This is a genomic window from Pseudomonas sp. GM80 (assembly GCF_000282515.1).
Taxonomy (GTDB): domain Bacteria; phylum Pseudomonadota; class Gammaproteobacteria; order Pseudomonadales; family Pseudomonadaceae; genus Aquipseudomonas.
On the sequence record NZ_AKJD01000064.1, the window covers coordinates 25,574 to 49,192 of the forward strand.

Below are 23,619 nucleotides of genomic sequence, written 5' to 3' on the forward strand. Positions count from 1 at the left end.
CTACAGGGGCTGGAGTGGTGGGTCAGGCCTTGGCGGCCATGGCGGTGACTTCTACGCGCATGCCTTCAACGGCCAGGGAGGCTACGCCAACGGCGGCGCGTACCGGCCATGGTTTGGCGAAGAAGCGCTTGTACACTTCGTTGAACGCAGCGCGGTCGGCCATGTTGGTCAGGTAGATGGTCAGGTGCATCACGCGGTCCATCGAGCTGCCGGCGCGCTCCAGGGCAACCTTCAGCGCTTGCAGCGTGCATTCGCTTTGCAGGGTGATATCGCCCAGTTCCAGGCTGCCATCGGCATGGGTCGGAATCTGTGTGGACATCATGATCCCGTTGAACGTGGTGACGTCCGAAGAGATGGAGTCCGCGTCCGGATCGGGAGTGAACGTGATGTCTTGGTTGGCCATGGGTGATCCCTTGTGTGAGCGACTAAGAATCGCGCCAGTTTACAGATTCATCACCGACATGGCCCGTTTCGGCAATCGGCACCATACTTTTGCGCGGTATTGGCAAACGATCTTCTCTTTCCAGACAGGAGCAGGGCCATGAGCAACAAACCGACGATTGTGCTGGTTCACGGATTCTGGGGCGGCGCCGCGCATTGGGGCAAAGTCATCCTCGAGTTGGCGGGCAAGGGTTACACCGACCTTCACGCTGTGGAAATGCCGCTGACGTCCCTCGCCGACGACGCCGAACGCACGCGCAAAATGATCGCGCAACAAAGCGGCCCGGTGCTGCTGGTCGGGCACTCCTACGGTGGCGCCGTGATCACCGAGGCTGGTAACCAGCCGAATGTGATTGGGCTGGTGTACATCGCCGCGTTTGCCCCGGACGCAGGCGAAAGCCCTGGCGGTCTCACCCAGCAGCATCTGCCGGCCGCAGCGCCCAATCTTGAACCGGACAGCGACGGCTTTCTGTGGCTGAAGGCCGATAAATTCCACGAAAGTTTTTGCCAGGATCTGACGGCGGAAGAGGCGCTGGTCATGGCCGTCACCCAGAAGGCGCCGGTGGCCAGCACCTTTGGCGATCCAATCAGCAATCCCGCCTGGAAGAGCAAGCCGTCGTGGTATCAGATCTCCACGCAAGACCAAATGATCCACCCGGACAACCAGCGGCAGATGTCGGCGCGTCTGGGCGCGAAAAAAATCATCACGCTGGACGCCAGTCACGCTTCGCTGGCGTCCCGTGCCGCTGAAGTGGCCGCGTTCATCGATGAGGCCGCCACGGCTGCACAGAAGGTCTAGCGCTTGATCAGACTGGCTGCGTCGCCGCTTCTGCCGACATGGCCGCAAGGACGCTGGGCCGGGCGGCGATGCGCTGCATGTAGGCAGCAAGCGCAGGCCAGTGTTCGATGTCGATGTTGAACGTCGGCAGCCACGTCAGCACGGTAAACAGATAGGCGTCAGCCACCCCGAAGGTGCCCATCAGGTAATCCTGATCAGCGAGCGTGCGGTTGAGGTAGTCCAGGCGCTTGAACAGCTTGTCCTGGAAAATCGTTTTGACCGTGGGTGGAATCTGCGCATTGAACAGCGGTGCGCTGGCGCCATGAATTTCCGTGCTGATGAAATTCAGATGTTCCTGCAAGCGTGCGCGCTCCCAGGTGCCGTTTGCCGGAGCCAGCGTGTTGCCGGGGACTTGATCGACGAGGAACTGCACAATCGCCGGGCCCTCCGTCAATACTTCGCCATTGTCCAACTGCAAGGCTGCGACGTAACCCTTGGGGTTGATCTCGCGGAAGTCGCGACCATCGGCGGTGCGTTTGCTTTGGTTATTGACGCGAACCAGCTCGAAGGGCAGACCCAGTTCCCGCAGCACAATGTGCGGCGACAACGAGCAGGTCATCGGGGCGAAATACAGTTTCATGGCGCTTCCTTGTTGAGGGCAGGCCGTCAGAATCTATTGCCGCCGCAGGATTCGCAAAGGTCATTTATGCTGCTAGCGTATGACAAAATCTCATGAGTGCGGATTTCTCCATGGTCGCCGGACTGCCTTCTTTGAATGGTTTGCGAGCTTTTGAATGCGCCGCCCGCCATATGAGTTTTACCAAAGCCGCTGAAGAGTTGAACGTCACGCAAACCGCCATCAGTCATCAGATTAGTCGACTCGAAGACGAGTTGGGCGTGCAACTGTTTCTGCGGCTCAAGGAGGGGCTGACGCTCAGTGAGCACGGGCAGGCTTATTTGCCCGGCGTTCGCGCCGCGTTTCATGAACTGCGCTATTCGACGGAGCAATTGTTGGCGTCGTCTAACAACAGCGTGCTGACCATCAATACGTTGGTGTCGGTGGCATCGAAGTGGTTGCTGCCGCGACTGCCGTCGTTCCAGCAGGCGTTTGCCGATATCGATGTGCGTGTCAGCGCCTCCACTGACCTGGTGGATTTTCGCAAGGGCGGCATTGATGCGGCAATTCGTTATGGGCGGGGCGACTGGAAGGGCTTGCGCGCCGATTTTCTGATGTCTGACGAGATTTTTCCGGTGTGCAGCCCGGCATTGCTCAACGGCGCAAAAGCCTTGAGCGTGCCGGCGGATCTGGCCCATCACACCCTGCTGCAAGTCAGTGGCGTGACCGCTGATGACTGGGGCACTTGGCTCAGTGCAGCTGGTCAGCCCGCACAATTGGCCGCTGGACCTCGGTTGACTTTCGACCTGGCGATGATGGCGGTGCAGGCTGCGATTGACGGGCAGGGCGTGTGTATCGGGCGTTCGACCTATGTGGATGATGACCTGCGCGCAGGTCGTCTGGTGGCGCCGTTTGATCTGCGCTTGCAAGACGATCTGGGCTTCTATCTGGTAACACCCCGTGAAACCGCAGAGACGAAAAAGATCGTGGCTTTCAGGACTTGGCTGTTGGCGCAGCGGTAAAACAGCGGGGCTTCTGTATAAGCGGGTGAACAAGCAGTTCCAAACCTTCAGTGCGGTAGGTTGATTGCACGGGTGACTCGCAGATGGCACCAGCGTCTATGCAACTCTGTGGTTCAGAAGTAATAAGGACATTACGTGTTTCGAACAGCCATTCTGCTGGCCCTGATCAATTTGAGCGGTTGCGCCGCGACCGCCACGCGCATGGATTACATCCATCGATGCCCCTACATCGGCGTTCGCTTTGATTGGTGGCTAGTTGAAATTTCCAACGGCACAGTGATTCCCTTTGTTCTAATCGACGCGCCGTTTTCCTTGGTAGTCGATACGCTGTTTTATCCGTTCGAGTATCAGTACAGTTGCAATCTCTGAACGCATCGCACGGGCTTAATGCAGCGTGACAACCCTGCGACTCTCGCCAATGCGGATTCTGTCGAGCGCCCGGTTCAATGCATCAAGGGCGTCGAGCAGTGATTTGGCTTCGGCTTCACGACCGTCGCCCCAAAGACGTTCGGCCATTTTGTTCAAGGCCTGGATGGAGCGCTCTATGTCAGCCGCCGTGGCGGCCTCTTTACTGACGGGCTGTTTCTTCGTCATTCGTGAATCCTTCTTACATCAACACTAGTCGCCGAGGAGGCATCATTGCACGACTCTAAATATCTGGACGATCTTTGCAGCCGGTTCAATGCGGGAGAACCCCTGGAGTTTGTTTTTTTCTGGGGCCACCAACGCAGTAAAAAAGGCGTCAGCGCTTCGTGTTTCAGCCAATGGTACGAAGCCGAATTCACCGTCGACGGGCAACGCTACCTGACCGCCGAGCATTTCATGATGGCTGAGAAAGCCGCGCTGTTTGGTGACGAGGACATTCGCGCGCAAGTACTGCAGGCGCCGACGCCCAATGCCGCCAAAGCTCTGGGTCGCAAAGTGCGCGGGTTCAACGAGCAAGATTGGCTGCAACAGCGTTATGCGATTGTCGTGCGGGCCAACCGTGCGAAGTTTGCGCAAAACCCTGAGTTGAATGCGTTTCTCAAGGACACGGGTTCACGGATTATTGTCGAGGCCAGCCCGGTTGACAGCATTTGGGGCATCGGCCTGACCAAGGACGATGAACAGGCCAATGATCCTAATCGGTGGAAGGGGCTGAACTTGCTCGGGTTTGCACTTATGCAAGTGCGTGACGAGAACTGATCGGTCAGGTGACTTGCCGCTTGCAGTAGCGTCTACAGCCAACACACTGGAAGTAATAAGGAAGTTACGTGCTAAGGAAGTTCTTGTTGATTGTGGCCATCTCGCAATTGAGTGGCTGCGCATGGATAGCTGCCAATGCCCTCAGTCCCATTACCTGCTTCAACGGCACGAAAGCCGAGTTCGAAGACATGATGCCCTTGGTAGGGCCGCTGATTATTATCGACTTGCCCTTTACCCTGGTGGCCGACACGCTTTCGGTGCCGGCGTGTTTGATGTAGGCCTGCTCTGGCGGGTTACGCGTCCGGTGGCACATCGTCCACGGTGATCGGGTCACCTTTATGTAACGCAGAACATTGGGCGGAATTGTAGATGCCAACGAGCACCACGTCCTGATCGTGTCTGGACATTGATTTCAGATTCCACTTGGCCTTGATTTCGTCGTGCATCTGCTTTGTTTCGGCCACTGATGGCTTGTAACCGCTCTTGGCCGATGCCCAATTGGCGTGGTCAGCGATCACGTCAATCATCTGCGGCTTTCCCACCAACTTGGCGGTCATTGAGCACTCGAGGATATTTTTTATTTCCTGTTTGCCGGCATCATCCGAACACGCAGTGAGTAAACCTGCCGAGGCCAGGACGATAAGTAGTCTTTTCATGCGGGTCTTCCTTGAGAGGTGGACAGGATGGCGTTACCGTCCTGCTGGCTTAGTCGCGTTGGGTATCGGCGTGTTGTCGTCGAACTTGATTTTGCGGGTTGAAAAATCATCCCCATTGCCTTCAGCTCATTGCCGAACGACGCGAAGATTCATTTCTTTGTAGGAGCTGTCGAGTAAAACGAGGCTGCGATCTTTTGATCTGGTCTTTAAAGATCAACGTCAAAAGATCGCAGCGTGCCGCAGCTCCTACAGGTGGGCGAGTACGTCATTCCAGGCCTTGACGACGGAAACCGTCCGGTGCGGTGAAAAGGCGTTTTACGTTAAGCTGCGGACTTTATCAGCAAAGGGAGTTGAGTCATGTTCGCGCGAATCATTGTCGGTGTTTTGATCGGCCTGGCAGCCGGTCTGTTTCTGAGTGGAAAGTTTACCTTCGAGGAAAAGACGCATCAGATCATCAAGGTTTTTATCGCCATTGTTGCCATCGCCTTTATCGCTTCTTCTTTCATGTTCGGCGCAATGTTCGGGGTGCTGGCGGTAATCGAGATTGCCGGTGGTTACTTTGCGTACACCAAGTTGGCGCAAGGGCGCATAGAGAAGTCGTGAAGTCTCTTGGGCCGCAAGCTGGCGAACATCAGCGATGCTACAGTTCTACCTCCAATAGCGAAGGAATCGCACAATGGCAGTGAAAACGTTTGTCTTCCGCCTGAAAACCAAGAGCGGCAACGGCATGAGTAATGTGCTGCAGAACGGCACCGATCAGAGAGACGCTGAGCGCAAAATCCTCGAGAAATATCCCGGCGCAACCATTCGCGAAGTCCGCCAGCAGTGATGATAAAGCCCAGCCACTGGCTGGGCTTTATCGTTTGTACTAGGTCGATGCGACATTCCCCGCTGTCTGTTGCGTAGCGGTACACATCAATAAAAAACAAAGCAGCACCGCACTGCGTCTCGCCTCATCGTGACGTATCCACTCAGTGCAAAGGGTCACGGCGCTACAATCGTTTCCTTTTTTCCATGGATTGGCAGATGAAAAGCCTGGAAGACTTGATAGACAACCACGACAGCGCCTTACCGCTCGTGAAAGACATGTTGGCCGAAGCCACCCGCGATCATCAGTTGCTGCCGCCGTCCGCCGATAACGCAAGAGTATTGTTCGCGCTGCAGGTCACGACGAGATCAACGTTGGGCGCCATTGCTTACGAGACGGGCGGTTTATTGATCGACCATGGATGGTTGCGCGTACTGGGTTCCGGGCATCGGCAATTATCGCGCAATCTCGCAGACTGGAACGATGGCCGTGGGCAAGGGTATTTGCTGGTCGCCGATGATGCCGTTGGCGGGTTCTTTGCCATCAATGGTGGCGGGCTGGGTGATGACGTGGGCGCGATGTATTACTGGGCTCCCGACACCTTGCAGTGGGAACCGTTGGAGATCGGTTACAGCGACTTTCTTGGCTGGGCCTTGAGCGAGCGCATTGCCGACTTCTACGACGGTTTGCGTTGGACGGGCTGGCAGGATGACTTGCAGGCACTGAGCGCCGATCAATGTTTTTCCTTTTTCCCGTTTCTTTGGACGCAGGAAGGCTCTATCGAAAAGAGCCGTCGTACGAGGGTCGATGTCATTGAGCAGTTTGAAATGAATGTCGCAGCGAAAGAGGGTTGAAATCAGCCTGGTGCAAAGACCTTTCCTGAAACGGCATGGTTGGTGTTCTTTCCGACTATCAGCCTGATCGTATCGACAGTTTCGTCGAGTTCCGAACGCCTGATTCTCTATCGGCCCATGAAGCTTTTTGTCATGGGCCGTTTTTGTTGGGCGGCTCGCAAGCCCACTGTCTACTCCCGCCCCTGTCTGCCAATCCCCCCTTCAAAAAACACCTCATAAAAAAAACCGATACCTGCTTAAGGATTTCCCAGAGGCGGGGCAGGCACGTGCGGCCTTAGAGTCACGCCAACGCTCGACAGGCGTTGCCTGTCTACTGACTGCCTCAATGCCTCAGTCTGTCGGGCACTTCACAACAATAAGAAGGTGCAAGCATGCGTAACGAAACGGTCGACATCAAGGCGTGGATCGACAACCGGCCGGTTGGCCGCTATCAGTGGCTGATCATGGGGCTGTGTTTTTTCATTGTGCTTTTCGATGGCTTCGACGTGGCAGTGATGGGCTTTATCGCACCTTCGCTGATCCAGGAATGGGGCCTGTCGAAAGCGGCGTTCGGCCCGGTGATGAGCGCCGGTATGGTTGGACTGGCGATCGGCGCCCTGACCGCCGGCCCTTACGCCGATCGGCTCGGCCGTAAAAAGGTACTGCTGACGGCAGTGACTGGCTTCAGCGTGTTGAGCCTGCTCTGCGCTTTCGCTCGCAATCCTTACGAACTGGCAGCCCTGCGCTTGCTTACCGGCGTGGCATTGGGGGCGGCATTGCCCAACACCACCACGTTGCTTGCCGAATATTTGCCGCAGCGTAATCGGTCGTTGTTCATCACGATCATGTTCACCGGTTTCAACATGGGCTCGGGATTAGGCGGGTTTCTCGCGGCGTGGCTGATTCCCCATCACGGCTGGCAGTCGGTGTTGCTCGCTGGCGGGATGCTGCCGATGTTGCTGCTGCCGCTGATGTGGTTGCTGTTGCCGGAGTCGGCGCGTTTTCTGGCTGCGCGCAATGCCCCCGCCAGCCAGATCGCCAAGGTATTGAACAAGCTGGGCGGTACGTTCAGCGCGGCGACGACATTCGTTATCGCCGAACCGCAGGCACAACAGAAAGCCCCGCTGCGGTTGTTGTTCACCGAGCAATATCGCTTTGGCACGCTCGCGCTGTGGGCGACGTACTTCATGGGTTTGCTGGTGATCTACCTGACCATGGGCTGGATGCCGACCCTGCTGCGCGAAGGCGGTCTGTCCATTGAACGCGCCGCGACCATCACCGGCCTGTTCCAGATTGGCGGCACCGTCGGTGCCATTGTGGTTGGCTGGGCGATGGATCGACGCAATCCGAATGCGGTGATTGCTACGTCTTATGCGTTGGGCGGCGCTTTCATCCTGCTGCTGGGTGCGTTCAGCCTCGAATCCAGCCTGCTGGCGTTCGGTGTGGTAGCCGCAGGTTTCTGCATGAGCGGAGCGCAAACCGGCCTCAATGCATTCGCGCCGGGCTACTACCCGACGGACTGTCGTGCCACCGGCGTCAGCTGGATGCTGGGTATCGGTCGCTTCGGGGCTATCTTTGGTTCACTCATCGGTGGTGCGGTGCTCAGCCTCGGGCTGGGTTTGCCGCTGCTGTTCGCGCTGTTGAGTGTGCCGGCCTTTATCGCCGCACTGGCGATCCTGGCCAACGGTCATGCACGGCGCCGAGTCAATCGGGCCTTGCTGGCGCATTAATCTTTTTCGACAAAGGAACTCGTTATGGCACGCATCATTGGTGGCCTCGCTGTATCCCATACCCCGACCATCGGCTTCGCGGTCGATCACGACAAACAGCATGAGGCCGCCTGGGCACCGATTTTTCGCGGCTTCGAGCCGATCAAAGTGTGGCTGAAGGAGCAGCAGCCGGATGTACTGTTTTACATCTTCAATGACCACGTCACGTCGTTTTTCTTTGATCACTACGGTGCGTTTTCTCTCGGGGTCGATGAGCGTTACGAAGTGGCAGACGAGGGCGGCAATCCGCGTGAACTGCCGGGCATTGGCGGCCACGCAGCGCTGTCACGACACATCGGCGAAAGCCTGGTGGCGGATGAATTCGACATGAGTTTCTTCCGTGACAAACCGCTCGACCATGGCTTTTTCTCGCCGATGTCGGCGCTGTTGCCGTGCGAGCCGGACTGGCCGGTGGAAATCGTGCCGCTGCAGGTCGGCGTTTTGCAATTCCCGGTGCCGAGTGCGCGGCGTTGCTACAAGTTGGGCCAGGCATTGCGTCGGGCGATCGAAAGCTATCCCGAGGATCTGAAGGTGGCTATCGTCGCGACTGGCGGCGTGTCCCATCAAGTCCACGGCGAGCGCTGCGGTTTCAATAATCCGGAGTGGGACGAGCAGTTCATTGATCTGCTGGTCAATGATCCGCAACGCCTCACTGAGATGACCCACGCTGAATACGCCACGTTGGGAGGCATGGAAGGCTCGGAGGTGATCACCTGGCTGATCATGCGTGGCGCGCTGTCGGCCACGGTGAAAAACCTGCATCAGGATTACTACCTGCCGTCGATGACCGGCATTGCCACGCTGTTGCTGGAAAACCAGGATCGCCCGGTACCCGCCGACGTGACCGCGCGGCACCTGCAGCACATGCATCACCAGTTGGCCGGGATCGAAAAGCTTGAAGGCACGTACCCGTTCACGCTGGAACGCAGCGCCAAAGGCTATCGGTTGAACAAGTTCCTCCACCGCATGATCGAGCCAGACTGGCGTCAGCGTTTCCTTGATCAGCCGCAAGCCTTGTTCGATGAGGCCGGACTCAGCGATGAAGAGCAGGAGTTGCTGCGCCGTCGTGACTGGCGCGGCTTGATCCACTACGGGGCGATTTTCTTTGTGCTGGAAAAACTCGCCGCCGTGCTCGGCGTGCCCAATCTGCAGATCTACGCGGCGATGCGTGGACAAAGCCTGGAGGAGTTCATGAAAACCCGTAACCAACAGGTGCTTTATTCGGTCGCCGGTAAAACGCCGCGCTAACACTTCAGCTTCACCAGCGGCTCGTTCCGGGCCGCTTTCGCAACACCCCTGAATGACTTCACTGCGCCTGTTTCCTGCGGGCGCAGCGGACTGTTTCAGCCAAAAAAAACGGATAACAATAACAATGAAAATCACCGCCAATACCCGCGTAGTCTTCACGCTGTCCGCTGTTTGTGCGCTGCCTGTCGAGGCAAGTGCCGCAGGCTTTATGGATGACGCCAGTGCCAATCTCAATCTGCGTAACTTCTACATCAATCGCAATTTCACCAACCCCGCCTATGCACAGGGCAAAGCCGAAGAGTGGACGCAAAACTTCATTCTCGACGCCCGATCCGGCTTTACCCAGGGTACGGTGGGATTTGGAGTGGATGTGCTGGGTCTGTATTCGCTCAAACTCGATGGCGGCCAAGGCACTGGGGGCACCCAGTTGCTGCCACTGGACAGCGATGGACGACCAGCCAATGAGTTCGGCCGCCTGGCCGTTGCGGGAAAAATGAAAGTCGGCAAAACCGAAATCAAGGTTGGCGAATGGATGCCGGTGCTGCCGATCCTGCGTTCTGACGACGGACGCTCATTGCCTCAATCCTTTCGTGGCGGCCAGCTGACGTCGCAAGACATCGATGGTCTGACGCTGTATGGCGGGCAGTTCCGGCAGAACAGCCCGCGCAACGATTCGAGCATGGAAGACATGTTCATGCAGGGCAAAACCGCGTTCACCTCTGATCGCTTCAATTTTGTCGGTGGCGAATACGCGTTCAACGACAAACGCACGATGATTGGTGCGTGGAATGCTCAGCTCAAGGACATCTACCAGCAGCAATATTTGCAATTGGTGCACAGTCAGCCACTTGGCGACTGGACGCTGGGCGCCAACCTCGGCTACTTCTGGGGGCGTGAAGATGGCAGTGCTCGTGCCGGGGATCTGGACAACCGTACCTTTTCGGCGCTGCTGTCGGCGCGCTACGGTGGCAACATCTTTTACCTCGGTCTGCAGAAACTCAGCGGGGACGATGCGTGGATGAGGGTCAATGGCACCAGTGGCGGCACACTGGCCAACGACAGTTACAACAACAGCTACGACAACGCCCGGGAGAAATCCTGGCAACTGCGTCACGACTATAATTTCGTCGTCCTCGGCGTGCCCGGGTTGACGATGATGAACCGCTACATCAGCGGCGACAACGTGCACAGCGGTGCGATCACAGATGGCAAGGAGTGGGGACGAGAATCCGAGTTGGGCTATACGCTGCAAAGCGGCACATTCAAGAATCTCAACGTGCGCTGGCGCAACTCAAGCATTCGCCGCGATTACAGCAGCAACGAGTTCGACGAGAATCGCTTGATCATCAGCTACCCATTGAGCCTGCTGTAATCGCGTCATCGGCTTGCGCCCGGATCACCCGGCGGATCATGTCCATCAGTGCCTGAGCCACCGGTGAGTGCAGGCAGCCGTTGCGATAGGTCAGGCCGATGGCCCGGGCGGTCTGCTTCAATTCCAGCGGCAGGATGCACAGCTCGCCCGAAGCGATTTCCTGCTCCAATTGATGCGCCGAGACGGCCGCGAGCATGTCCGAGCGCAACAGCAGCCCGCGAATGATCGCCATGTCGGCGCTTTCCACCACCGGTCGAGGCGCCGCCATCCCGAATCCGCCAAAGCAATCCTCGAGCATCTGTCGCGCCGGCGAGCCCGCGCGTGGCAAAACCCAGCGCGCTTGGCCGAGATGCGCCTGCAAGTCACTTGTGGCGCAGAGCGGATGATCACGTCGCGCGAGCACCACCATTTCTTCGCTCAGCAGTGCCTCACCCACCAGGTCACTGGCGTAGGCCGATGAGCGCAACGCACCAAAAATGAAATCGACATCACCGGCGCGCAAGTCGCTCGCCAACAGGTCGAACGGACTCTCGTTGGTGATCACTTGAATGCCCGGATGTGCTTCGACCAGTTGCACGATGGCTTCCGGCAGGATTCGCGTGCGGCCAAGGGGCAGGGCGCCGACGTGGACCACGCCGTGCAGGGCGCCGCGAATGGCGGTGATGTCGGTTTCGATATGGCGTAATTCGTTCAGCGCACGGCGGATCGCAAAAAGAATCTCATGACTCGCACGCGTCGGTTGCAAGCCGCGCGGGGTGCGCTCGAACAGTGAATGACCGCAGCCGTTTTCCAGCACTTTCAGGGTTGAACTGACGGCCGGCTGACTCAACCCCAGCAGGCTGGCCACGGTCTGCATGTGTTGGGTTTCGCAGAGTTTGACGAACACTTGCAGGCGTCGCGCCTGGAACAGATAAAGCGGCTCGACCGCTGCCTTGTCGCCATGGCCGAGCAACTTCGGCACCGCCTCAAGCTCGGCCAGAACCCGTCGCGCGCGGGGCAACAGGCGCACGCCGAAATCGGTCAAACGCATACCATTGGCATGACGTTCGAACAGCGTCACCGCAAGGTGTTGTTCGAGTTCGGAGATGGACCGGGTGACTACCGATTGCGCCCGGTACAACGCCACCGAAGCCTTGGAAACGCTGCCGTGATCCGCCACCCGGACGAAGGCGCGTACGTGCATCAGACTGGGCAGTTCAGGGGTTTCCATGGGGCAAGGACTCTGCAGGCTGGCGGATCAGGCGACTATGCAACTGCGCTGTTCGAGTGGCAATAAAAAAAACGCATACCTCAAACACTCGAACGCATTACTCCACCGGCAGGCCGCGATGCGATGCTTTTGGCAACCGCAGGAGGAGAATCCGCAATGACCCCATCATCCAAAAACGCGCTGGTTGTCAGCGCCCACTCTGCCGATTTCGTCTGGCGTGCCGGTGGTGCCATCGCCTTGCACGCGCAGCAAGGTTACAACGTCCACATCGTCTGCCTGTCGTTCGGCGAACGCGGTGAGTCCGCCAAGCTGTGGCGCAAAGGTGAGATGAGCGAAGACACAGTCAAAACCGCGCGCCGCGAAGAGGCTCAGGCTGCCGCCGATATTCTCGGCGCCAGTGTCGAGTTCTTCGATATCGGCGATTACCCGATGCGCGCCGACAAGGAAACCCTGTTCCGCCTGGCCGATGTGTTTCGCCGGGTGCAACCGGAATTCGTCCTCAGTCATTCCCTCAAGGATCCCTACAACTACGACCATCCGCTGGCGATGAACCTGACGCAGGAGGCGCGCATCATCGCTCAGGCTGAAGGCTATAAACCCGGTGAAAAAATCATTGGTGCGCCGCCGGTGTACAGCTTCGAACCGCATCAGCCCGAACAGTGCGAATGGCGTCCCGATGTGCTGCTCGACATCACCGAGGTCTGGGACAAGAAGTACGCGGCCATCCAGTGCATGGCCGGTCAGGAACACTTGTGGGAGTACTACACCCGCGTCGCCCTGCAGCGCGGTGTGCAGGCCAAACGAAATGTCGGAATCACCTCGACCCGCAACATTGTTTATGGCGAGGGCTACCAGAGCATCTTCCCGCGCGTCACGGAGAATCTGGCATGAGCGAACATATCGGCAAGACCGGCATCGTCGTGCGCCATATCCCGCGAGCCGAAGCGGCGCTGGTCGATGAACTGAGAAGTTTTGGGGTGGCGACCATTCATGAAGCGCAGGGGCGCAAGGGGCTGTTCGCTGCTTCGATCAGGCCGATTCAGCAGGGCACGGCGATCAGTGGTTCAGTGGTGACCGTGCTGGTCGCGCCGGGCGACAACTGGATGTTTCATGTGGCCGTGGAGCAATGCCGCCCCGGCGACATTCTGGTGGTCGCACCGAGTTCACCGTGCACCGACGGCTACTTCGGCGACCTGCTGGCGACCTCGTTGAAGGCACACGGTGTGCGTGCGTTGGTGATCGACGCCGGGGTTCGCGATACCCACACCTTGCGTGAAATGGGCTTCCCGGTCTGGTCCCGCGCGATCAGTGCCCAAGGCACGATCAAAGAAACCCTTGGCTCGGTCAACTTGCCACTGGTGTGCGGCGGTCAACTGGTGCATCCGGGCGATGTGGTCGTCGCCGATGATGACGGTGTGGTCGTGGTGCGTCGCAGCGAAGTGCCGCATGTCGTCGAAGCCAGTCGTGCGCGGGCCGATCTGGAAGAGCAGAAGGCTGTGCGTCTGGCCAATGGTGAGTTGGGGCTCGACATCTACAACATGCGCGCACGTCTGGCTGAAAAGGGTTTGCGGTATGTCGACAGCCTTGAAGAATTGGGGGACTGAGCATGGCGCAGACTCGCATTCCCTGCCTGCTGATGCGCGGCGGCACGTCGAAAGGCGCCTATTTTCTTGCCAGTGATCTACCGCAAGAGCCAGCGCTACGCGACCGCGTGTTGCTGGCGGTGATGGGCTCGCCGGATGCGCGGCAGATCGACGGCATCGGTGGCGGCGATTCGCTGACCAGCAAGGTGGCGATTATCGGAGCGTCGAGCCGTGAGGGCGCGGATGTCGACTACCTGTTTGCTCAAGTGCTGGTGGAGGAGGCGCGCGTCGATTATGGACAGAACTGCGGGAATATCCTCGCGGGTGTCGGCCCGTTTGCCATTGAACGCGGATTGGTAGCAGTCACGACGGACGTCACGCCGGTGCGAATCTACATGGCAAACACCGGACAGATCGCCATCGCCCATGTGCCGACGCCCGATGGCGAGGTTCGCTATCACGGTGACGCCAGAATCGACGGGGTTCCGGGCCAGGCGGCAGCGTTGATCGTCGAATTCGAAGAGGTCGCCGGCTCCAGTTGCGGCGCCTTACTGCCGACCGGCAACGCGCGAGACGTCATCGACGGCGTTGAAGTGACCTGCATCGATAACGGCATGCCGGTGGTGCTGATCCGCGCGCAAGACGTAGGCCGAAGCGGTGATGAACGCCCCGCGCAACTCGACGCCGATGCCCCCTTGAAGCAGCGTCTGGAGTCGATCCGCCTGCAAGCGGGGGCGCGCATGAACCTGGGGGATGTGCGCCTGCGCAACGTACCGAAAATGTGCCTGATTGCACCGCCGCAGGCCGGTGGCGCCATCAACACACGCAGCTTCATTCCTCATCGCTGCCACACCAGTATTGGTGTGTTCGGCGCCGTCAGCGTGGCAGCAGCTTGCCTGCTCGAAGACAGTGTGGCGGCGGCCATGGCGGTTACCGGGGAGGGCGATGCGAGACGGCTGTCGATCGAACACCCGACGGGTGAGTTCACAGTGGCGTTGCACTTGAAGGAGGGGAACCTTGCCGGTTGCGGACTGATGCGCACGGCGCGGTTATTGTTCGACGGCGTGGTCTGCATTCCTTCGGCTGTCTGGTGTGCTGCAAGCGTTCGTTGAACTGGGCTTCGAATGCGGCGTAGCAGGCAACCCTCAGAAATGACAAAGCCCCGAATCAAGCGGGGCTTTGTTGTACATCCTGTTGAGCAATTCTCACGCCACAGCTTTGGCCTGCGCCTTGATAGCTGTTTTGCGATACGTCAGCAACACGATGCCGGTGACCACAATCACCCCGCCCAGAATCTGCCCCGCACTGAGCATTTGATCCAGCACCATCCAGCCCATCAACAACGTCGCCAGTGGCTCGATGTTCATCACCGGTGCATTGCGTGGCATGTCCAACCGCGGCACGGAAATGAACAGTACGATAAATCCCGTGCCGTACAGCACCACCAAAGTGGCGAGGGCCAGCCATCCGGTTGCGGTCGCGGGCAGGTTCAGTCCGCCTGGCAAGGCGCCGGTCAATCCCGCCAGATTGACGCTGCTGAAGACGATGAAAATGGTCAAGAGACTGCGCGCCGAGCCCCGTACCTGAGACAACTTGTGATCGGTGATCCACAGCGCGCACGCGAACACGCTGGCGGCGCAAAACGCGAGCGCAATGCCCAACCACCAGTGCGCCCCGACCTGGGTTGCGTTCGACAGACGCCCCGGGACATCCAGCACAAACACCAGGCCCAGCAGAATCAAAGCCATCAGTGCAGCGGTGCGTGCGGTGGGTCTTGGGCCGCCCGTGGCCCAGGTCAGCAACGCCAGCAGGATCGGGAACACGTTGGCCACCAGCAACGCCACCGCCACCGGGACGCGCGCGACGGCAGAGTACAGGCACAGGCTCTGTGCGGTGATCAGCAGACCCAAGAGCAATTGCCAGCGCCAGGCACCTGCCGGCAACCGCAGGCTTTGTCTCTGCCACAGCACCAGGATGGCGAGCACCAGCAAGGTCCCGCCAGAACGCAGCAAAATCGCCAGCAACACGCCCGCGCCATCATCAAAAGCGACCCGCGCCGCCACATGATTACCGGCGAACGCACAGCCCATGCACAACAGAATGATCACGGCGAGATGGCGGGGGAAGGGCGGCGGTAGGGTTGGCGCAGAGACAGGGCGGGACATGGCAGCTCTCAAACGGTGCCAAGCCACTGGGTTTGGCGGGTGGGTTTTTATTATGTTGTCGTACAACCTCGTCGATTTTTACCGCATTTGTTTAGGAGCGGCAAGCGGGTTTCTGAAGTGGTTCGCGTAATTTAGGGGTTTAGGTTGTTTTGCGGGTGCAGATGAAAGTGGTAGAGATCGTATGACTTGAGGTTTTCAGGACTTCGTCTGTCAAAGACAGATCTGCGATCAGGAGACCGCAGACTCAGCGGAGTGTTTGGCCTGGGCAACGCTAAGCTCACTCGGCAAGCTCGCCCCATTCTTCGCTGCCAGAATTTCGGCCATCACACTGACGGCGATTTCCGCCGGTGTCTTGCTGCCAATGTAAATGCCGATCGGTCCGTGCAGTCGTGCGAGTGAGGCCTGGGTCTGGCCAAAGTGCTCGATCAGGCGTTCGCGGCGCAGTTGGCTGTTGCGCCGCGAGCCGATGGCGCCGATGTAAAACGCCGGCCCATGGAGGGCTTCGAGCAGTGCCAGATCGTCGAGTTTGGGGTCATGACTCAAGGCGACGATGCAGGTTCTGAGATCGACCGCGAAGTCGCGGACCACGTCATCGGGCATGCCGACGATGCGCTCGACGCCGTCCACCGCCCACGTCTCGATGTATTCCGGACGGGGATCGCACACCGCGACCTTGAAACCGTTGAACAACGCCATGGTGGCCAGGTACTCGGCCAGCGCGCCGGCACCGATCATCAGCATCCTGTAACCCGGTCCCAGCGTGTTGAGCATCCGCTGACCGTCGAAACTGAACTGCTCCGGCGTCACCGTGGGTTGCAGGGTGATTTGACCGGACGCCACGGCGAGGCTGCGCCGCACCAGTTGTCCGGCATCCAGATGGGCCAACAATTGATCCAGCGATTGCCAGCAGGGGTTGAACTCGAGGACCAGTTCAAGCGTACCGCCACAGGGCAAGCCGAAGCGATGCGCCTCATCAGCACTGACGCCGTAACGCACCACATCCGGTGCGCTGTCGCTCAAGCCGTTGCCCCCATGAGCGGTGGTGTAGCGATGGATCAGATCGTCCTCGATGCAGCCGCCGGATACGCTGCCGACCACGCGACCGTCGTTACGCAAGGCCATCATCGACCCTGTCGGACGCGGTGAAGAACCCCAAGTGCGCGCCACGGTGGCGAGCAGTACACGCTCGCCAGCGGCGAGCCAGTCCCGCGTCGTGCGCAGGACCAGCAAGTCGATGCTTTCCATCACACTCTCCTCTAACGCATGTGCAGGATGATCGGGCTGCTGCTGGCCGGATCGGTGTGTTCACGCAGCTTGGCAACCGTCTGCGCATCCACATCACCGCCCTGATTGCCCCAGGTGCTGCGCATGAAGGTCAGCACTTCGGCAATCTGCTGATCCGACAACTGCTCACGGAAGGCCGGCATGCGATAGGCGTCCGGCACCCCGGCAGCGACAACACGCTGCGAACCATTGAGGGTGATGTTGATCGCCGAGGCGCTTTCCTTGGCCAGTGCAGAAGTCGCGCCGGCCAGCGGCGGCATCCATTGCGCTTGACCCTTGCCGTCCAGACCATGACAGGAGGCACAGCGCGTCACGTAGGTATGAGCACCGGACGCGTCCAGACGTTCCGCTGCCGAAACCGCCTGATACTGCCAAGGTGCGCCATCCCGCTCGCGATCCCCGGGCAGCGACTTCAGATAACGGGCAATGGCCGTCAGATCGTCATCGCTCATGAACTGCGTGGAGTTGTTGAACGCTTCGGTCATCGAACCGTAGACCACCGCATGTTTATTGCGACCGGTCTTGAGGAACTGCACGATCTGCGCCTCGCTCCAGCGGCCCAGGCCGGTGTTGTGATCATCACGCAGGCTCGGCGCGTACCAGCCATCGAGCAAGGCGCCGGCGAGGAACGGCGCAGCGGATTCATCCAGTGCCTTCTCGTTGAACGCCAGGCCGCGCGGGGTATGGCAACTGCCGCAATGCCCGGCGCCCTGAACGAGGTAAGCGCCGCGGTTCCACGTTTCATCCTGCGACGGTTTGGCGGCATACGGTTGGGCATCGACAAACACGCCGTTCCACAGTGCGATCGGCCAGCGCAGGTTCAGCGGAAAGGGAATGGCACTCGGGATGTTCGCCTGTTTCACCGGCGCCACGCCTTTCATGAAGAACGCATACAGCGCCCGCACATCGTCATCGCTCAGCTTGGCATAGGACGGGTAGGGCATCGCCGGGTACAGACGGCGACTGTCGGGTGCCACGCCATGGCGCACGGCGCGGTCGAAGTCCGCGAGGCTGTAGTGACCGATACCGGTTTGCGTGTCCGGGGTGATATTGGTCGCATGGATCGCGCCCAGCGGCGTGGCCATTTCCAGGCCACCGGCAAATGGCGCACCGCCCGGCACACTGTGGCAGGCCACACAGTCACTCAGCCTGGCGACGTATTCGCCCCGTGCGACCAGTGCCGGGTCGATGTCGGCCACGGCCGTCTGATGGTTTTCGAGAGGCGAGGCGGGCTCGCGAGTGACATACCAGGCCAGCAGGCCTGCCGCGACCAGGCACGGCACTGCCAGCCAGCCAGCGGTTCTTGCGAATCGGCTGTTATTCATGAACGCTCCGGCGCTGATCAGGTGAAAGTGTGTCGGCTCATGGGCAGGCTGCGCACCCGCTGACCGGTTAGCCTTGCCACCGCGTTAGCGACGGCGGGCGCGACCGCAGGCAACGGTGGTTCGCCGATGCCGCCCATTTTTTCTCCACTCTCGACCACACGCACGTGTACCCGCGCCATCCGCGCAGGCGGCAGGATCGGATACAGGTCGTAGTTGCGCGCCCGGGGTTTGCCATCAATCCACACGGCTTCTTCCACCAGCGTCTGCGACAGTCCCAGCGCCACGGCGCCGTTCACCTGAGCCTCGACAATCGCCGGGTTAACGATGCTGCCGGGATCAATTGACTGCCAGATGTCGTGTACCTTGACCTGGCCGTTCTCGATGGACACCTCGGCGATCACCGCCGTCTCTGTACCAAACGGCGAAGCCATGGCCACGCCGCGCGCCCGTCGGCTGCCATCCTCAGCGGTAAACGGTCCGCGCTTCCAGCCGCCCGACAGTTCATCCACCGCTTGCAGCAGCGTGGTCAGGCGTTTGTTGTCGCGCAGCAAATGCAGACGCAAGTCGAACGGGTCTTTGCCGCCCTTGTCAGCGAGTTCATCAAGGAACGATTCATAGAAGAAGTCGTTCAGCGAGTTGCCCACCGAACGCCAGTAACCGAGCATCGCCGGGCCTTTGACGTAGATCTGCGCGATGCGTTTGTTGGGGATCGCGTAGGACTTGCCCGACAAGCCTTCAAGCGCCGTAGGGTCGAGTTTCTCCCCTTGCTTGCCGGCGAGGGCCTCGGTCGGCCCTTCGGTGGCACTGACCGCTTCGATTGCCAGCGGCCAGCCGTCGTTGTCCAGCGCAGCGCGAAAATTCACCGCGGCAACCGGACGGAGCACGTCACGCAGGAACTCTTCCTCGCGACTCCAGATCAGTTTGACCGGTCGGCCGACCGCTTTGGCCAGCGCGATCGCCTGAGGGTAGGGACTGGCGGAGTCGTAGAGAAAATGCCGACCGAAGAACCCGCCCAGCAGCGGCGAATGCAAGGTGATGCGTGAAAGATCGAGGCCCGTGCGTTTGGCGATGTCCGCGCGGAACATGTCCGGCGCCTGATTCGGCAACCAGACTTCCAGCGAACCGTCCGGGTTGAATCGAGCCAGTGCCGAAGGTGGCTCCAACTGTCCGTGGTTCAGGTATTGGTTGTGGTAAGTGGCGTCGATGCGGGTCTTGGTTTCCTTGAGGATCGACGCCACGTCGCCTTGGTTTTCATCATCTTTGGCCGGGCCTTTATCTTCAGCGAGGCGCTTGAACCAGGCATCGCTGGAAAAGTCGGCGGGCATCGGCCGCACGTTGCTGTCGGCCGTTGGCTCTTGCCAATCGACCTGAATCGCCTCGACTGCACGCTTGGCGTGCCACCAGCGCTCGGCGACCACCGCCACGGCGCCCGGCAGACGATGCACGGAATGCACGCCTTTCATTGCCTTGACCTGGTCTTCGTTGCGCAGCTTGCCCACCGTCATCCCCAGGCGCGGGGCGTGTTGCACGGCGGCATGGAGCATGTCGTCGACTTTCAGATCAATGCTGTAGAGCGCCTTGCCCGTGGATTTATCGTAGGCATCGACGCGCTTCACCGGTTTGCCGATCCAGCGGAACGTGCTCGGATCCCGCAGCGTCACGGAGGCCGGATCGGGAACCGGCAGATCCATCGCGCGCTCGGCCAGCTCACCGTAAGCCAGCGAGCGGCCCGACTTGGCGTGCACGACTTTGCCGGGCTCGGTGCTCAACTCACTCACCGGCACCCCGAGCTGCTGCGCGCCCGCCTGCAACAACATGGCGCGGGCGAGGGCGCCGAGGCGGCGCATGACCGGGTAACTCATGCGCACCGACATGCTGCCGCCGGTGATGCGCATGCCGTTGTCCATCACCACATAAGCCTCGCCGGGTGGGGCGGCTTCGACGAGGAAGGTCGCCGGGTCGGCATCCAGCTCTTCACCGACGATCTGCGCCATCGCGGTGAACGTGCCTTGTCCGCCTTCCATGAACGGGCAGAGCAGGCGCACGCGATTGTCCGGGCGGATTTCCAGAAACGCCGGGACCTGCGTGCCGCGCTCGGCACTGGCCACTGCAGCCGCTGCTTGCACGCGTGTCGAGCCGAGCGGCAGGCCAAAGCCGAGGACCAGTGCGCCGACGGCGGTGCCGGTCAGGAAACGTCTGCGCGATACATTGATCGGTTCGTGCAGATCAAGCGCCGAGGCTTGCTGTGAAGGGTCGATACGAACGTTCATCACGCTTCTCCCTTGCCGGCAAGCTCATGCACCGCAGCATGGATGGCGTTGTACGTGCCACACCGGCACAGATTGACCATCGCCGCCTCGATCTGCGCATCACTCGGCGCGGGGTTTTGTTTGAGCAGCGCGGTGGCGGCCATCACCTGCCCGGACTGGCAGTAACCGCATTGGGCGACCTGCAGATCGACCCAGGTCGAGACCACCCGTTTGCCCACTTCATCGGCTTCGATGGCTTCAATGGTGGTGACTTCCCGGCCGACCACACCGGCCACCGGGGTGACGCACGAGCGCACCACATTGCCGTCCACCAGCACCGAGCAGGCGCCGCATTGCGCCAGACCGCAGCCGTACTTGGTGCCGGTCATGCCCAGATCATCGCGGATCACCCACAGCAGGGGCGTATCGGCGTCGGCATCGACCTGATAGGTCTTCTGGTTGATTCGTAGTTCCATGGTTCACCCGCTTGATCATCGGTTGAGGTGCTTTGTTATTAGCGGTGACACGCGGCGAGGCGCATCACCGGTGAAGCTGGTTGTTCGTTCAAATCGTTGCGGTGCCGAGCGCTTCTGCCTCAAGGGGTTGCCCACGCAGCAGCGCCATGTCACGACTTGGCGCGGTGCCGAACAGACGGCCGTATTCGCGGCTGAATTGCGAAGGACTTTCATACCCGACGGCAAATGCCGCCCGCGAAACGTCCAGGCGCTCCATCAGCATCAGCCGACGGGCCTCGTTCAGACGCATCCACTTCTGGTACTGCAGCGGACTCATGCCAGTCAGTTGGCGAAAGTGCAGGTGAAAAGTAGGCGCGCTCATCTGCACCCGCGCGGCCAGATCGTCGATACGCAGGGCAGCGGTGTAGTTGACCTTCAGCCAGTCGATGGCTTTGGCGATGCGGTACCCCTGACCGTCGACGGCAGTGATCTGCCGCAACCGCGCGCCTTGATCGGTGTTGAGCAGTCGATAGTGAATTTCGCGCAGAATCAGCGGCGCCAGCACCGGGATCGCCTCCGGCTCATCGAGCAATGCCAGCAGGCGATCGAGCGCGCCTTCCAGGGCGGACGACAGGCTGCCGATCCCGGCGCCCGTCCCCGTTGATTGCTGGCGCTTGGCGGGCAAGCCACTTTTGGTGATGACCTCGGCGAGCATGCTGACATCCAGTTTCAGCACGAGGCCGACACAGGGCTGTGTGGGGCTGGCGAGCATCACTTCGGAGTTGGCGGGCAGATCCAGCGAGGTGACCAGAAACCGCGAAGGGTCATAGCTATAACCCTCACCACCGACCCACAGGCGTTTTTCGCCACGGCCCACCAGAATCAGGCTCGGTTCGATCATGCACACGGCGGGGGGCGCCGGCTGGTCGCGGCGAAACAGCGACAGGCCGGGTATGGCGGTGGCGAAGTCACCCGGTGCGTTCACGCGCGGGTCGATGTTCAACGCCAGCGTTGATTCATGGCGCGGGGAGATATGAATCATGGTCGGTCGCTCCTGTTGAGCGAACTCTAATCCGCCGGGCAGACGTTTCCTATCCATCCCCCTCCATCCTCAGAGGATCAGGCAAGCATTCAAGAGGAATGCGCTAGAGCAGCAGCGGATCGACCGGGAGAATGTGTCGAACTGTTACAGGGGCATGCCCTTGCAGGCATCCAATCGTTCCAACCCCTGCGCATCACTCCTCTACGCTTTTCGTGCAACACAGGTAGTTCTCATGACAATTGCTTCTACAGACAAACGCGGCTGGAGCGCCGTGCTGGCCATGTCGTTGGCCGCATTCGCTTTGGTCGCTTCAGAATTCATGCCCGTCAGTCTGCTGACGCCCATTGCGGCCGATCTGCACATCACCGAAGGCCAGGCCGGGCAGGGGATTTCGGTGTCCGGTGGCTTTGCCTTGATCACCAGCCTGTTGATTGCCTCGGTCGCCGCGCGCGTCGAGCGCAAGAGGTTATTGCTGTCTCTGACCTTGCTGATGATCGTTTCAGGCACGGTCGTCGCGCTCGCGCCGGGTTACCCTTCCTTCATGATTGGACGAGCCTTGATCGGGATAGCCATCGGCGGGTTCTGGTCATTGTCGGCGGCGACTGCCATGCGTCTGGTACCGCCGGAGCAAGTGTCCCGAGCGCTGGCGATCGTCAATAGTGGTAACGCTCTGGCGACGGTCATCGCAGCCCCGGCGGGCAGCTTTCTTGGCTCGTTGATCGGCTGGCGCGGTGCATTTTTCTGTGTGGTTCCGGTCGCGGCGCTGGCGGCCGTGTGGCTGATGATCAGTCTTCCGTCTTTCAAGGCCGAGAAACCTCGGGCGGGCAGCGGCAACGTGCTGCGCCTGATGAAACGGCTGCCGGTTGCGCTGGGGATGGTCGCCGTCAGCGTATTTTTCATGGGGCAGTTCATGTTGTTCACGTACCTGCGGCCATTTCTGGAGGGCGTGACAGGGGTCAGTGTCTCAACACTGTCGTTCATGCTGCTGGGGCTGGGACTTGCAGGTTTTATCGGCACCTTTCTGATCGAAAGATTCATCGGCAATGGCCTCTACCGCACGCTGACCATTATCCCTCTGATCATGGCGGTCATCGCACTGGCCCTGGTGAACTTCGGTGCCTCACCGCTGTTGACCGCGTTGCTGCTCGGTCTGTGGGGGCTGGTCGCCACTGCGGCTCCCGTAGGCTGGTGGACATGGCTGGCCCAGACCCTTCCTGATGATGCCGAAGCCGGTGGCGGCTTGCTGGTGGCCATCGTGCAACTGGCGATCGCCGCAGGGGCCATCGTCGGCGGCCTGGCGTTTGATCTGAGCGGGTACAAAGCCACATTCGAGCTCAGTGCGGTCGTGTTGGTGGCAGCGTCCGTGCTTGCGTGGCTGGCGGGTCGTAGTGCCGATGAAGTTCATCTTGCCGGGTCGAACGCGGCAGCCTGACGAGTCCGTGTGCCGGCTTATTCTGGCGATTTTAATCCGTGCATCGGCGAGTCCTGTGGCCATGGCTAATGCTCATCGCTGAACGCAAGCCCTGTTCGAATGGCGCCATACAAAATGGCGCCTGCGATGCAAAGCCGTTGCTGAAA

The 23,619-nt window shown here is 60.0% G+C and carries 26 protein-coding genes; 15 read left to right on the plus strand and 11 right to left on the minus strand.

Translation table 11 applies throughout. The features are described 5' to 3' along the window. Positions 1-22: 22 nt before the first annotated feature. On the minus strand, positions 23-403 hold the full coding sequence (locus tag PMI37_RS11030) for a RidA family protein (protein ID WP_008080692.1): 381 nt from the start codon (positions 401-403) through the stop codon (positions 23-25). Between the two features lie 138 nt (positions 404-541). Here PMI37_RS11030 and PMI37_RS11035 point away from each other — a divergent pair, with 138 nt between their 5' ends. Beyond that, positions 542-1,240: an alpha/beta hydrolase gene (locus tag PMI37_RS11035; RefSeq protein WP_008080694.1), complete on the plus strand. Its 699-nt coding sequence runs from the start codon at positions 542-544 to the stop codon at positions 1,238-1,240. A 7-nt stretch (positions 1,241-1,247) separates the two neighbouring features. Here PMI37_RS11035 and gstA read toward each other — a convergent pair whose 3' ends face one another. Continuing rightward, a complete protein-coding gene (gene gstA / locus PMI37_RS11040) occupies positions 1,248-1,859 on the minus strand; it encodes a glutathione transferase GstA (RefSeq protein ID WP_008080697.1) in 612 nt (203 codons plus the stop codon). Positions 1,860-1,969: 110 nt separating this feature from the next. On the opposite strand from gstA, the gene PMI37_RS11045 reads away from it, so the two are divergent. Together PMI37_RS11045 and PMI37_RS11050 are read left to right on the plus strand one after the other, a co-directional pair. Then, entirely contained in the window at positions 1,970-2,857 is an 888-nt protein-coding gene (locus tag PMI37_RS11045; RefSeq protein WP_008080700.1) for a transcriptional regulator GcvA, read from the plus strand. A 135-nt stretch (positions 2,858-2,992) separates the two neighbouring features. Continuing rightward, the gene (locus tag PMI37_RS11050) at positions 2,993-3,226 is read left to right on the plus strand and encodes a YceK/YidQ family lipoprotein (RefSeq protein WP_008080701.1); all 234 of its coding nucleotides are present in this window, start codon (positions 2,993-2,995) and stop codon (positions 3,224-3,226) included. A 15-nt stretch (positions 3,227-3,241) separates the two neighbouring features. Here PMI37_RS11050 and PMI37_RS11055 read toward each other — a convergent pair whose 3' ends face one another. Continuing rightward, positions 3,242-3,451, minus strand: a complete 210-nt coding sequence (locus tag PMI37_RS11055) for a hypothetical protein (protein WP_008080710.1) — start codon at positions 3,449-3,451, stop codon at positions 3,242-3,244. A gap of 45 nt (positions 3,452-3,496) precedes the next feature. Here PMI37_RS11055 and PMI37_RS11060 point away from each other — a divergent pair, with 45 nt between their 5' ends. Both PMI37_RS11060 and PMI37_RS11065 read left to right on the plus strand, forming a co-directional pair. After that, entirely contained in the window at positions 3,497-4,042 is a 546-nt protein-coding gene (locus PMI37_RS11060; RefSeq protein ID WP_008080712.1) for an NADAR family protein, read from the plus strand. A gap of 92 nt (positions 4,043-4,134) precedes the next feature. Then, the gene (locus tag PMI37_RS11065; protein WP_238552702.1) at positions 4,135-4,320 is read left to right on the plus strand and encodes a YceK/YidQ family lipoprotein; all 186 of its coding nucleotides are present in this window, start codon (positions 4,135-4,137) and stop codon (positions 4,318-4,320) included. A gap of 15 nt (positions 4,321-4,335) precedes the next feature. Here PMI37_RS11065 and PMI37_RS11070 read toward each other — a convergent pair whose 3' ends face one another. Then, on the minus strand, positions 4,336-4,698 hold the full coding sequence (locus PMI37_RS11070) for a hypothetical protein (protein ID WP_008080716.1): 363 nt from the start codon (positions 4,696-4,698) through the stop codon (positions 4,336-4,338). Positions 4,699-5,055: 357 nt separating this feature from the next. Between PMI37_RS11070 and PMI37_RS11075 the strand changes: the two genes are divergently transcribed. The 6 genes from PMI37_RS11075 (at position 5,056) to PMI37_RS11095 (ending at position 10,728) form a co-directional block, all read left to right on the plus strand. Next, positions 5,056-5,301: a hypothetical protein gene (locus tag PMI37_RS11075; RefSeq protein ID WP_008080718.1), complete on the plus strand. Its 246-nt coding sequence runs from the start codon at positions 5,056-5,058 to the stop codon at positions 5,299-5,301. Between the two features lie 73 nt (positions 5,302-5,374). After that, positions 5,375-5,527: a hypothetical protein gene (locus PMI37_RS31845; protein ID WP_008080724.1), complete on the plus strand. Its 153-nt coding sequence runs from the start codon at positions 5,375-5,377 to the stop codon at positions 5,525-5,527. 197 nt (positions 5,528-5,724) lie between these two features. Next, on the plus strand, positions 5,725-6,360 hold the full coding sequence (locus PMI37_RS11080; RefSeq protein ID WP_008080725.1) for a DUF2625 domain-containing protein: 636 nt from the start codon (positions 5,725-5,727) through the stop codon (positions 6,358-6,360). A 371-nt stretch (positions 6,361-6,731) separates the two neighbouring features. Further along, entirely contained in the window at positions 6,732-8,069 is a 1,338-nt protein-coding gene (locus PMI37_RS11085) for an MFS transporter (RefSeq protein WP_008080727.1), read from the plus strand. 24 nt (positions 8,070-8,093) lie between these two features. Then, entirely contained in the window at positions 8,094-9,356 is a 1,263-nt protein-coding gene (locus PMI37_RS11090) for a gallate dioxygenase (protein ID WP_008080729.1), read from the plus strand. Between the two features lie 124 nt (positions 9,357-9,480). Further along, the gene (locus PMI37_RS11095; protein ID WP_008080731.1) at positions 9,481-10,728 is read left to right on the plus strand and encodes an OprD family porin; all 1,248 of its coding nucleotides are present in this window, start codon (positions 9,481-9,483) and stop codon (positions 10,726-10,728) included. Here the strand turns inward: PMI37_RS11095 and PMI37_RS11100 are convergent. Then, positions 10,703-11,938 carry a LysR family transcriptional regulator gene (locus PMI37_RS11100; RefSeq protein WP_008080732.1) on the minus strand — a complete coding sequence of 412 codons (1,236 nt, stop codon included), beginning with the start codon at positions 11,936-11,938 and terminating at the stop codon, positions 10,703-10,705. The genes PMI37_RS11095 and PMI37_RS11100 overlap by 26 nt on opposite strands. A 156-nt stretch (positions 11,939-12,094) precedes the next feature. Here PMI37_RS11100 and galB point away from each other — a divergent pair, with 156 nt between their 5' ends. From galB to PMI37_RS11115, 3 genes are read left to right on the plus strand one after another with little or no spacing between them, the layout of a single operon-like run. Further along, a complete protein-coding gene (gene galB, locus PMI37_RS11105) occupies positions 12,095-12,829 on the plus strand; it encodes a 4-oxalmesaconate hydratase (RefSeq protein ID WP_008080733.1) in 735 nt (244 codons plus the stop codon). Next, the gene (locus PMI37_RS11110) at positions 12,826-13,542 is read left to right on the plus strand and encodes a 4-carboxy-4-hydroxy-2-oxoadipate aldolase/oxaloacetate decarboxylase (protein ID WP_008080734.1); all 717 of its coding nucleotides are present in this window, start codon (positions 12,826-12,828) and stop codon (positions 13,540-13,542) included. Before galB ends, PMI37_RS11110 begins: the two co-directional genes overlap by 4 nt. A 2-nt stretch (positions 13,543-13,544) precedes the next feature. Next, positions 13,545-14,633 (plus strand): 4-oxalomesaconate tautomerase, encoded by a 1,089-nt coding sequence (locus tag PMI37_RS11115; protein ID WP_008080735.1) that lies wholly within the window; start codon positions 13,545-13,547, stop codon positions 14,631-14,633. Between the two features lie 93 nt (positions 14,634-14,726). On the opposite strand, the gene PMI37_RS11120 is transcribed toward PMI37_RS11115, so the two are convergent. The 6 genes from PMI37_RS11120 to PMI37_RS11145 all read right to left on the minus strand — a co-directional run bounded on the left by PMI37_RS11120 (position 14,727) and on the right by PMI37_RS11145 (position 22,041). Then, complete coding sequence (locus PMI37_RS11120) at positions 14,727-15,686, minus strand: EamA family transporter (protein ID WP_008080737.1); 960 nt, start codon at positions 15,684-15,686, stop codon at positions 14,727-14,729. 228 nt (positions 15,687-15,914) lie between these two features. Beyond that, complete coding sequence (locus PMI37_RS11125; protein ID WP_008080738.1) at positions 15,915-16,931, minus strand: XdhC family protein; 1,017 nt, start codon at positions 16,929-16,931, stop codon at positions 15,915-15,917. Between the two features lie 11 nt (positions 16,932-16,942). Next, positions 16,943-18,295, minus strand: coding sequence for a c-type cytochrome (locus PMI37_RS11130; RefSeq protein ID WP_008080739.1), 1,353 nt, complete (start codon positions 18,293-18,295; stop codon positions 16,943-16,945). Positions 18,296-18,312: 17 nt separating this feature from the next. After that, positions 18,313-20,565 (minus strand): xanthine dehydrogenase family protein molybdopterin-binding subunit, encoded by a 2,253-nt coding sequence (locus PMI37_RS11135; protein ID WP_008080740.1) that lies wholly within the window; start codon positions 20,563-20,565, stop codon positions 18,313-18,315. Continuing rightward, entirely contained in the window at positions 20,565-21,020 is a 456-nt protein-coding gene (locus PMI37_RS11140; protein ID WP_008080741.1) for a (2Fe-2S)-binding protein, read from the minus strand. Before PMI37_RS11140 ends, PMI37_RS11135 begins: the two co-directional genes overlap by 1 nt. Before the next feature lie 88 nt (positions 21,021-21,108). Beyond that, a complete protein-coding gene (locus PMI37_RS11145) occupies positions 21,109-22,041 on the minus strand; it encodes an AraC family transcriptional regulator (RefSeq protein ID WP_008080742.1) in 933 nt (310 codons plus the stop codon). Positions 22,042-22,273: 232 nt separating this feature from the next. Here PMI37_RS11145 and PMI37_RS11150 point away from each other — a divergent pair, with 232 nt between their 5' ends. Beyond that, positions 22,274-23,473 (plus strand): MFS transporter, encoded by a 1,200-nt coding sequence (locus PMI37_RS11150; protein ID WP_008080743.1) that lies wholly within the window; start codon positions 22,274-22,276, stop codon positions 23,471-23,473. The last annotated feature ends 146 nt before the right edge of the window (positions 23,474-23,619 follow it).

What these genes read in the sequence shown, in the direction of transcription:
- PMI37_RS11095 (WP_008080731.1), top strand. Translation starts at nt 9,481, where the DNA reads ATGAAAATCACCGCCAATACCCGCGTAGTCTTCACGCTGTCCGCTGTT.
- PMI37_RS11150 (WP_008080743.1), top strand. Translation starts at nt 22,274, where the DNA reads ATGACAATTGCTTCTACAGACAAACGCGGCTGGAGCGCCGTGCTGGCC.
- PMI37_RS11135 (WP_008080740.1), bottom strand. Translation starts at nt 20,565, where the DNA reads ATGAACGTTCGTATCGACCCTTCACAGCAAGCCTCGGCGCTTGATCTG.
- PMI37_RS11070 (WP_008080716.1), bottom strand. Translation starts at nt 4,698, where the DNA reads ATGAAAAGACTACTTATCGTCCTGGCCTCGGCAGGTTTACTCACTGCG.
- PMI37_RS11125 (WP_008080738.1), bottom strand. Translation starts at nt 16,931, where the DNA reads ATGGAAAGCATCGACTTGCTGGTCCTGCGCACGACGCGGGACTGGCTC.
- PMI37_RS11100 (WP_008080732.1), bottom strand. Translation starts at nt 11,938, where the DNA reads ATGGAAACCCCTGAACTGCCCAGTCTGATGCACGTACGCGCCTTCGTC.
- gstA (WP_008080697.1), bottom strand. Translation starts at nt 1,859, where the DNA reads ATGAAACTGTATTTCGCCCCGATGACCTGCTCGTTGTCGCCGCACATT.
- PMI37_RS11085 (WP_008080727.1), top strand. Translation starts at nt 6,732, where the DNA reads ATGCGTAACGAAACGGTCGACATCAAGGCGTGGATCGACAACCGGCCG.
- PMI37_RS11130 (WP_008080739.1), bottom strand. Translation starts at nt 18,295, where the DNA reads ATGAATAACAGCCGATTCGCAAGAACCGCTGGCTGGCTGGCAGTGCCG.
- PMI37_RS11055 (WP_008080710.1), bottom strand. Translation starts at nt 3,451, where the DNA reads ATGACGAAGAAACAGCCCGTCAGTAAAGAGGCCGCCACGGCGGCTGAC.
- PMI37_RS11120 (WP_008080737.1), bottom strand. Translation starts at nt 15,686, where the DNA reads ATGTCCCGCCCTGTCTCTGCGCCAACCCTACCGCCGCCCTTCCCCCGC.
- PMI37_RS31845 (WP_008080724.1), top strand. Translation starts at nt 5,375, where the DNA reads ATGGCAGTGAAAACGTTTGTCTTCCGCCTGAAAACCAAGAGCGGCAAC.
- galB (WP_008080733.1), top strand. Translation starts at nt 12,095, where the DNA reads ATGACCCCATCATCCAAAAACGCGCTGGTTGTCAGCGCCCACTCTGCC.
- PMI37_RS11115 (WP_008080735.1), top strand. Translation starts at nt 13,545, where the DNA reads ATGGCGCAGACTCGCATTCCCTGCCTGCTGATGCGCGGCGGCACGTCG.
- PMI37_RS11145 (WP_008080742.1), bottom strand. Translation starts at nt 22,041, where the DNA reads ATGATTCATATCTCCCCGCGCCATGAATCAACGCTGGCGTTGAACATC.
- PMI37_RS11110 (WP_008080734.1), top strand. Translation starts at nt 12,826, where the DNA reads ATGAGCGAACATATCGGCAAGACCGGCATCGTCGTGCGCCATATCCCG.
- PMI37_RS11030 (WP_008080692.1), bottom strand. Translation starts at nt 403, where the DNA reads ATGGCCAACCAAGACATCACGTTCACTCCCGATCCGGACGCGGACTCC.
- PMI37_RS11090 (WP_008080729.1), top strand. Translation starts at nt 8,094, where the DNA reads ATGGCACGCATCATTGGTGGCCTCGCTGTATCCCATACCCCGACCATC.
- PMI37_RS11045 (WP_008080700.1), top strand. Translation starts at nt 1,970, where the DNA reads ATGGTCGCCGGACTGCCTTCTTTGAATGGTTTGCGAGCTTTTGAATGC.
- PMI37_RS11140 (WP_008080741.1), bottom strand. Translation starts at nt 21,020, where the DNA reads ATGGAACTACGAATCAACCAGAAGACCTATCAGGTCGATGCCGACGCC.
- PMI37_RS11075 (WP_008080718.1), top strand. Translation starts at nt 5,056, where the DNA reads ATGTTCGCGCGAATCATTGTCGGTGTTTTGATCGGCCTGGCAGCCGGT.
- PMI37_RS11035 (WP_008080694.1), top strand. Translation starts at nt 542, where the DNA reads ATGAGCAACAAACCGACGATTGTGCTGGTTCACGGATTCTGGGGCGGC.
- PMI37_RS11080 (WP_008080725.1), top strand. Translation starts at nt 5,725, where the DNA reads ATGAAAAGCCTGGAAGACTTGATAGACAACCACGACAGCGCCTTACCG.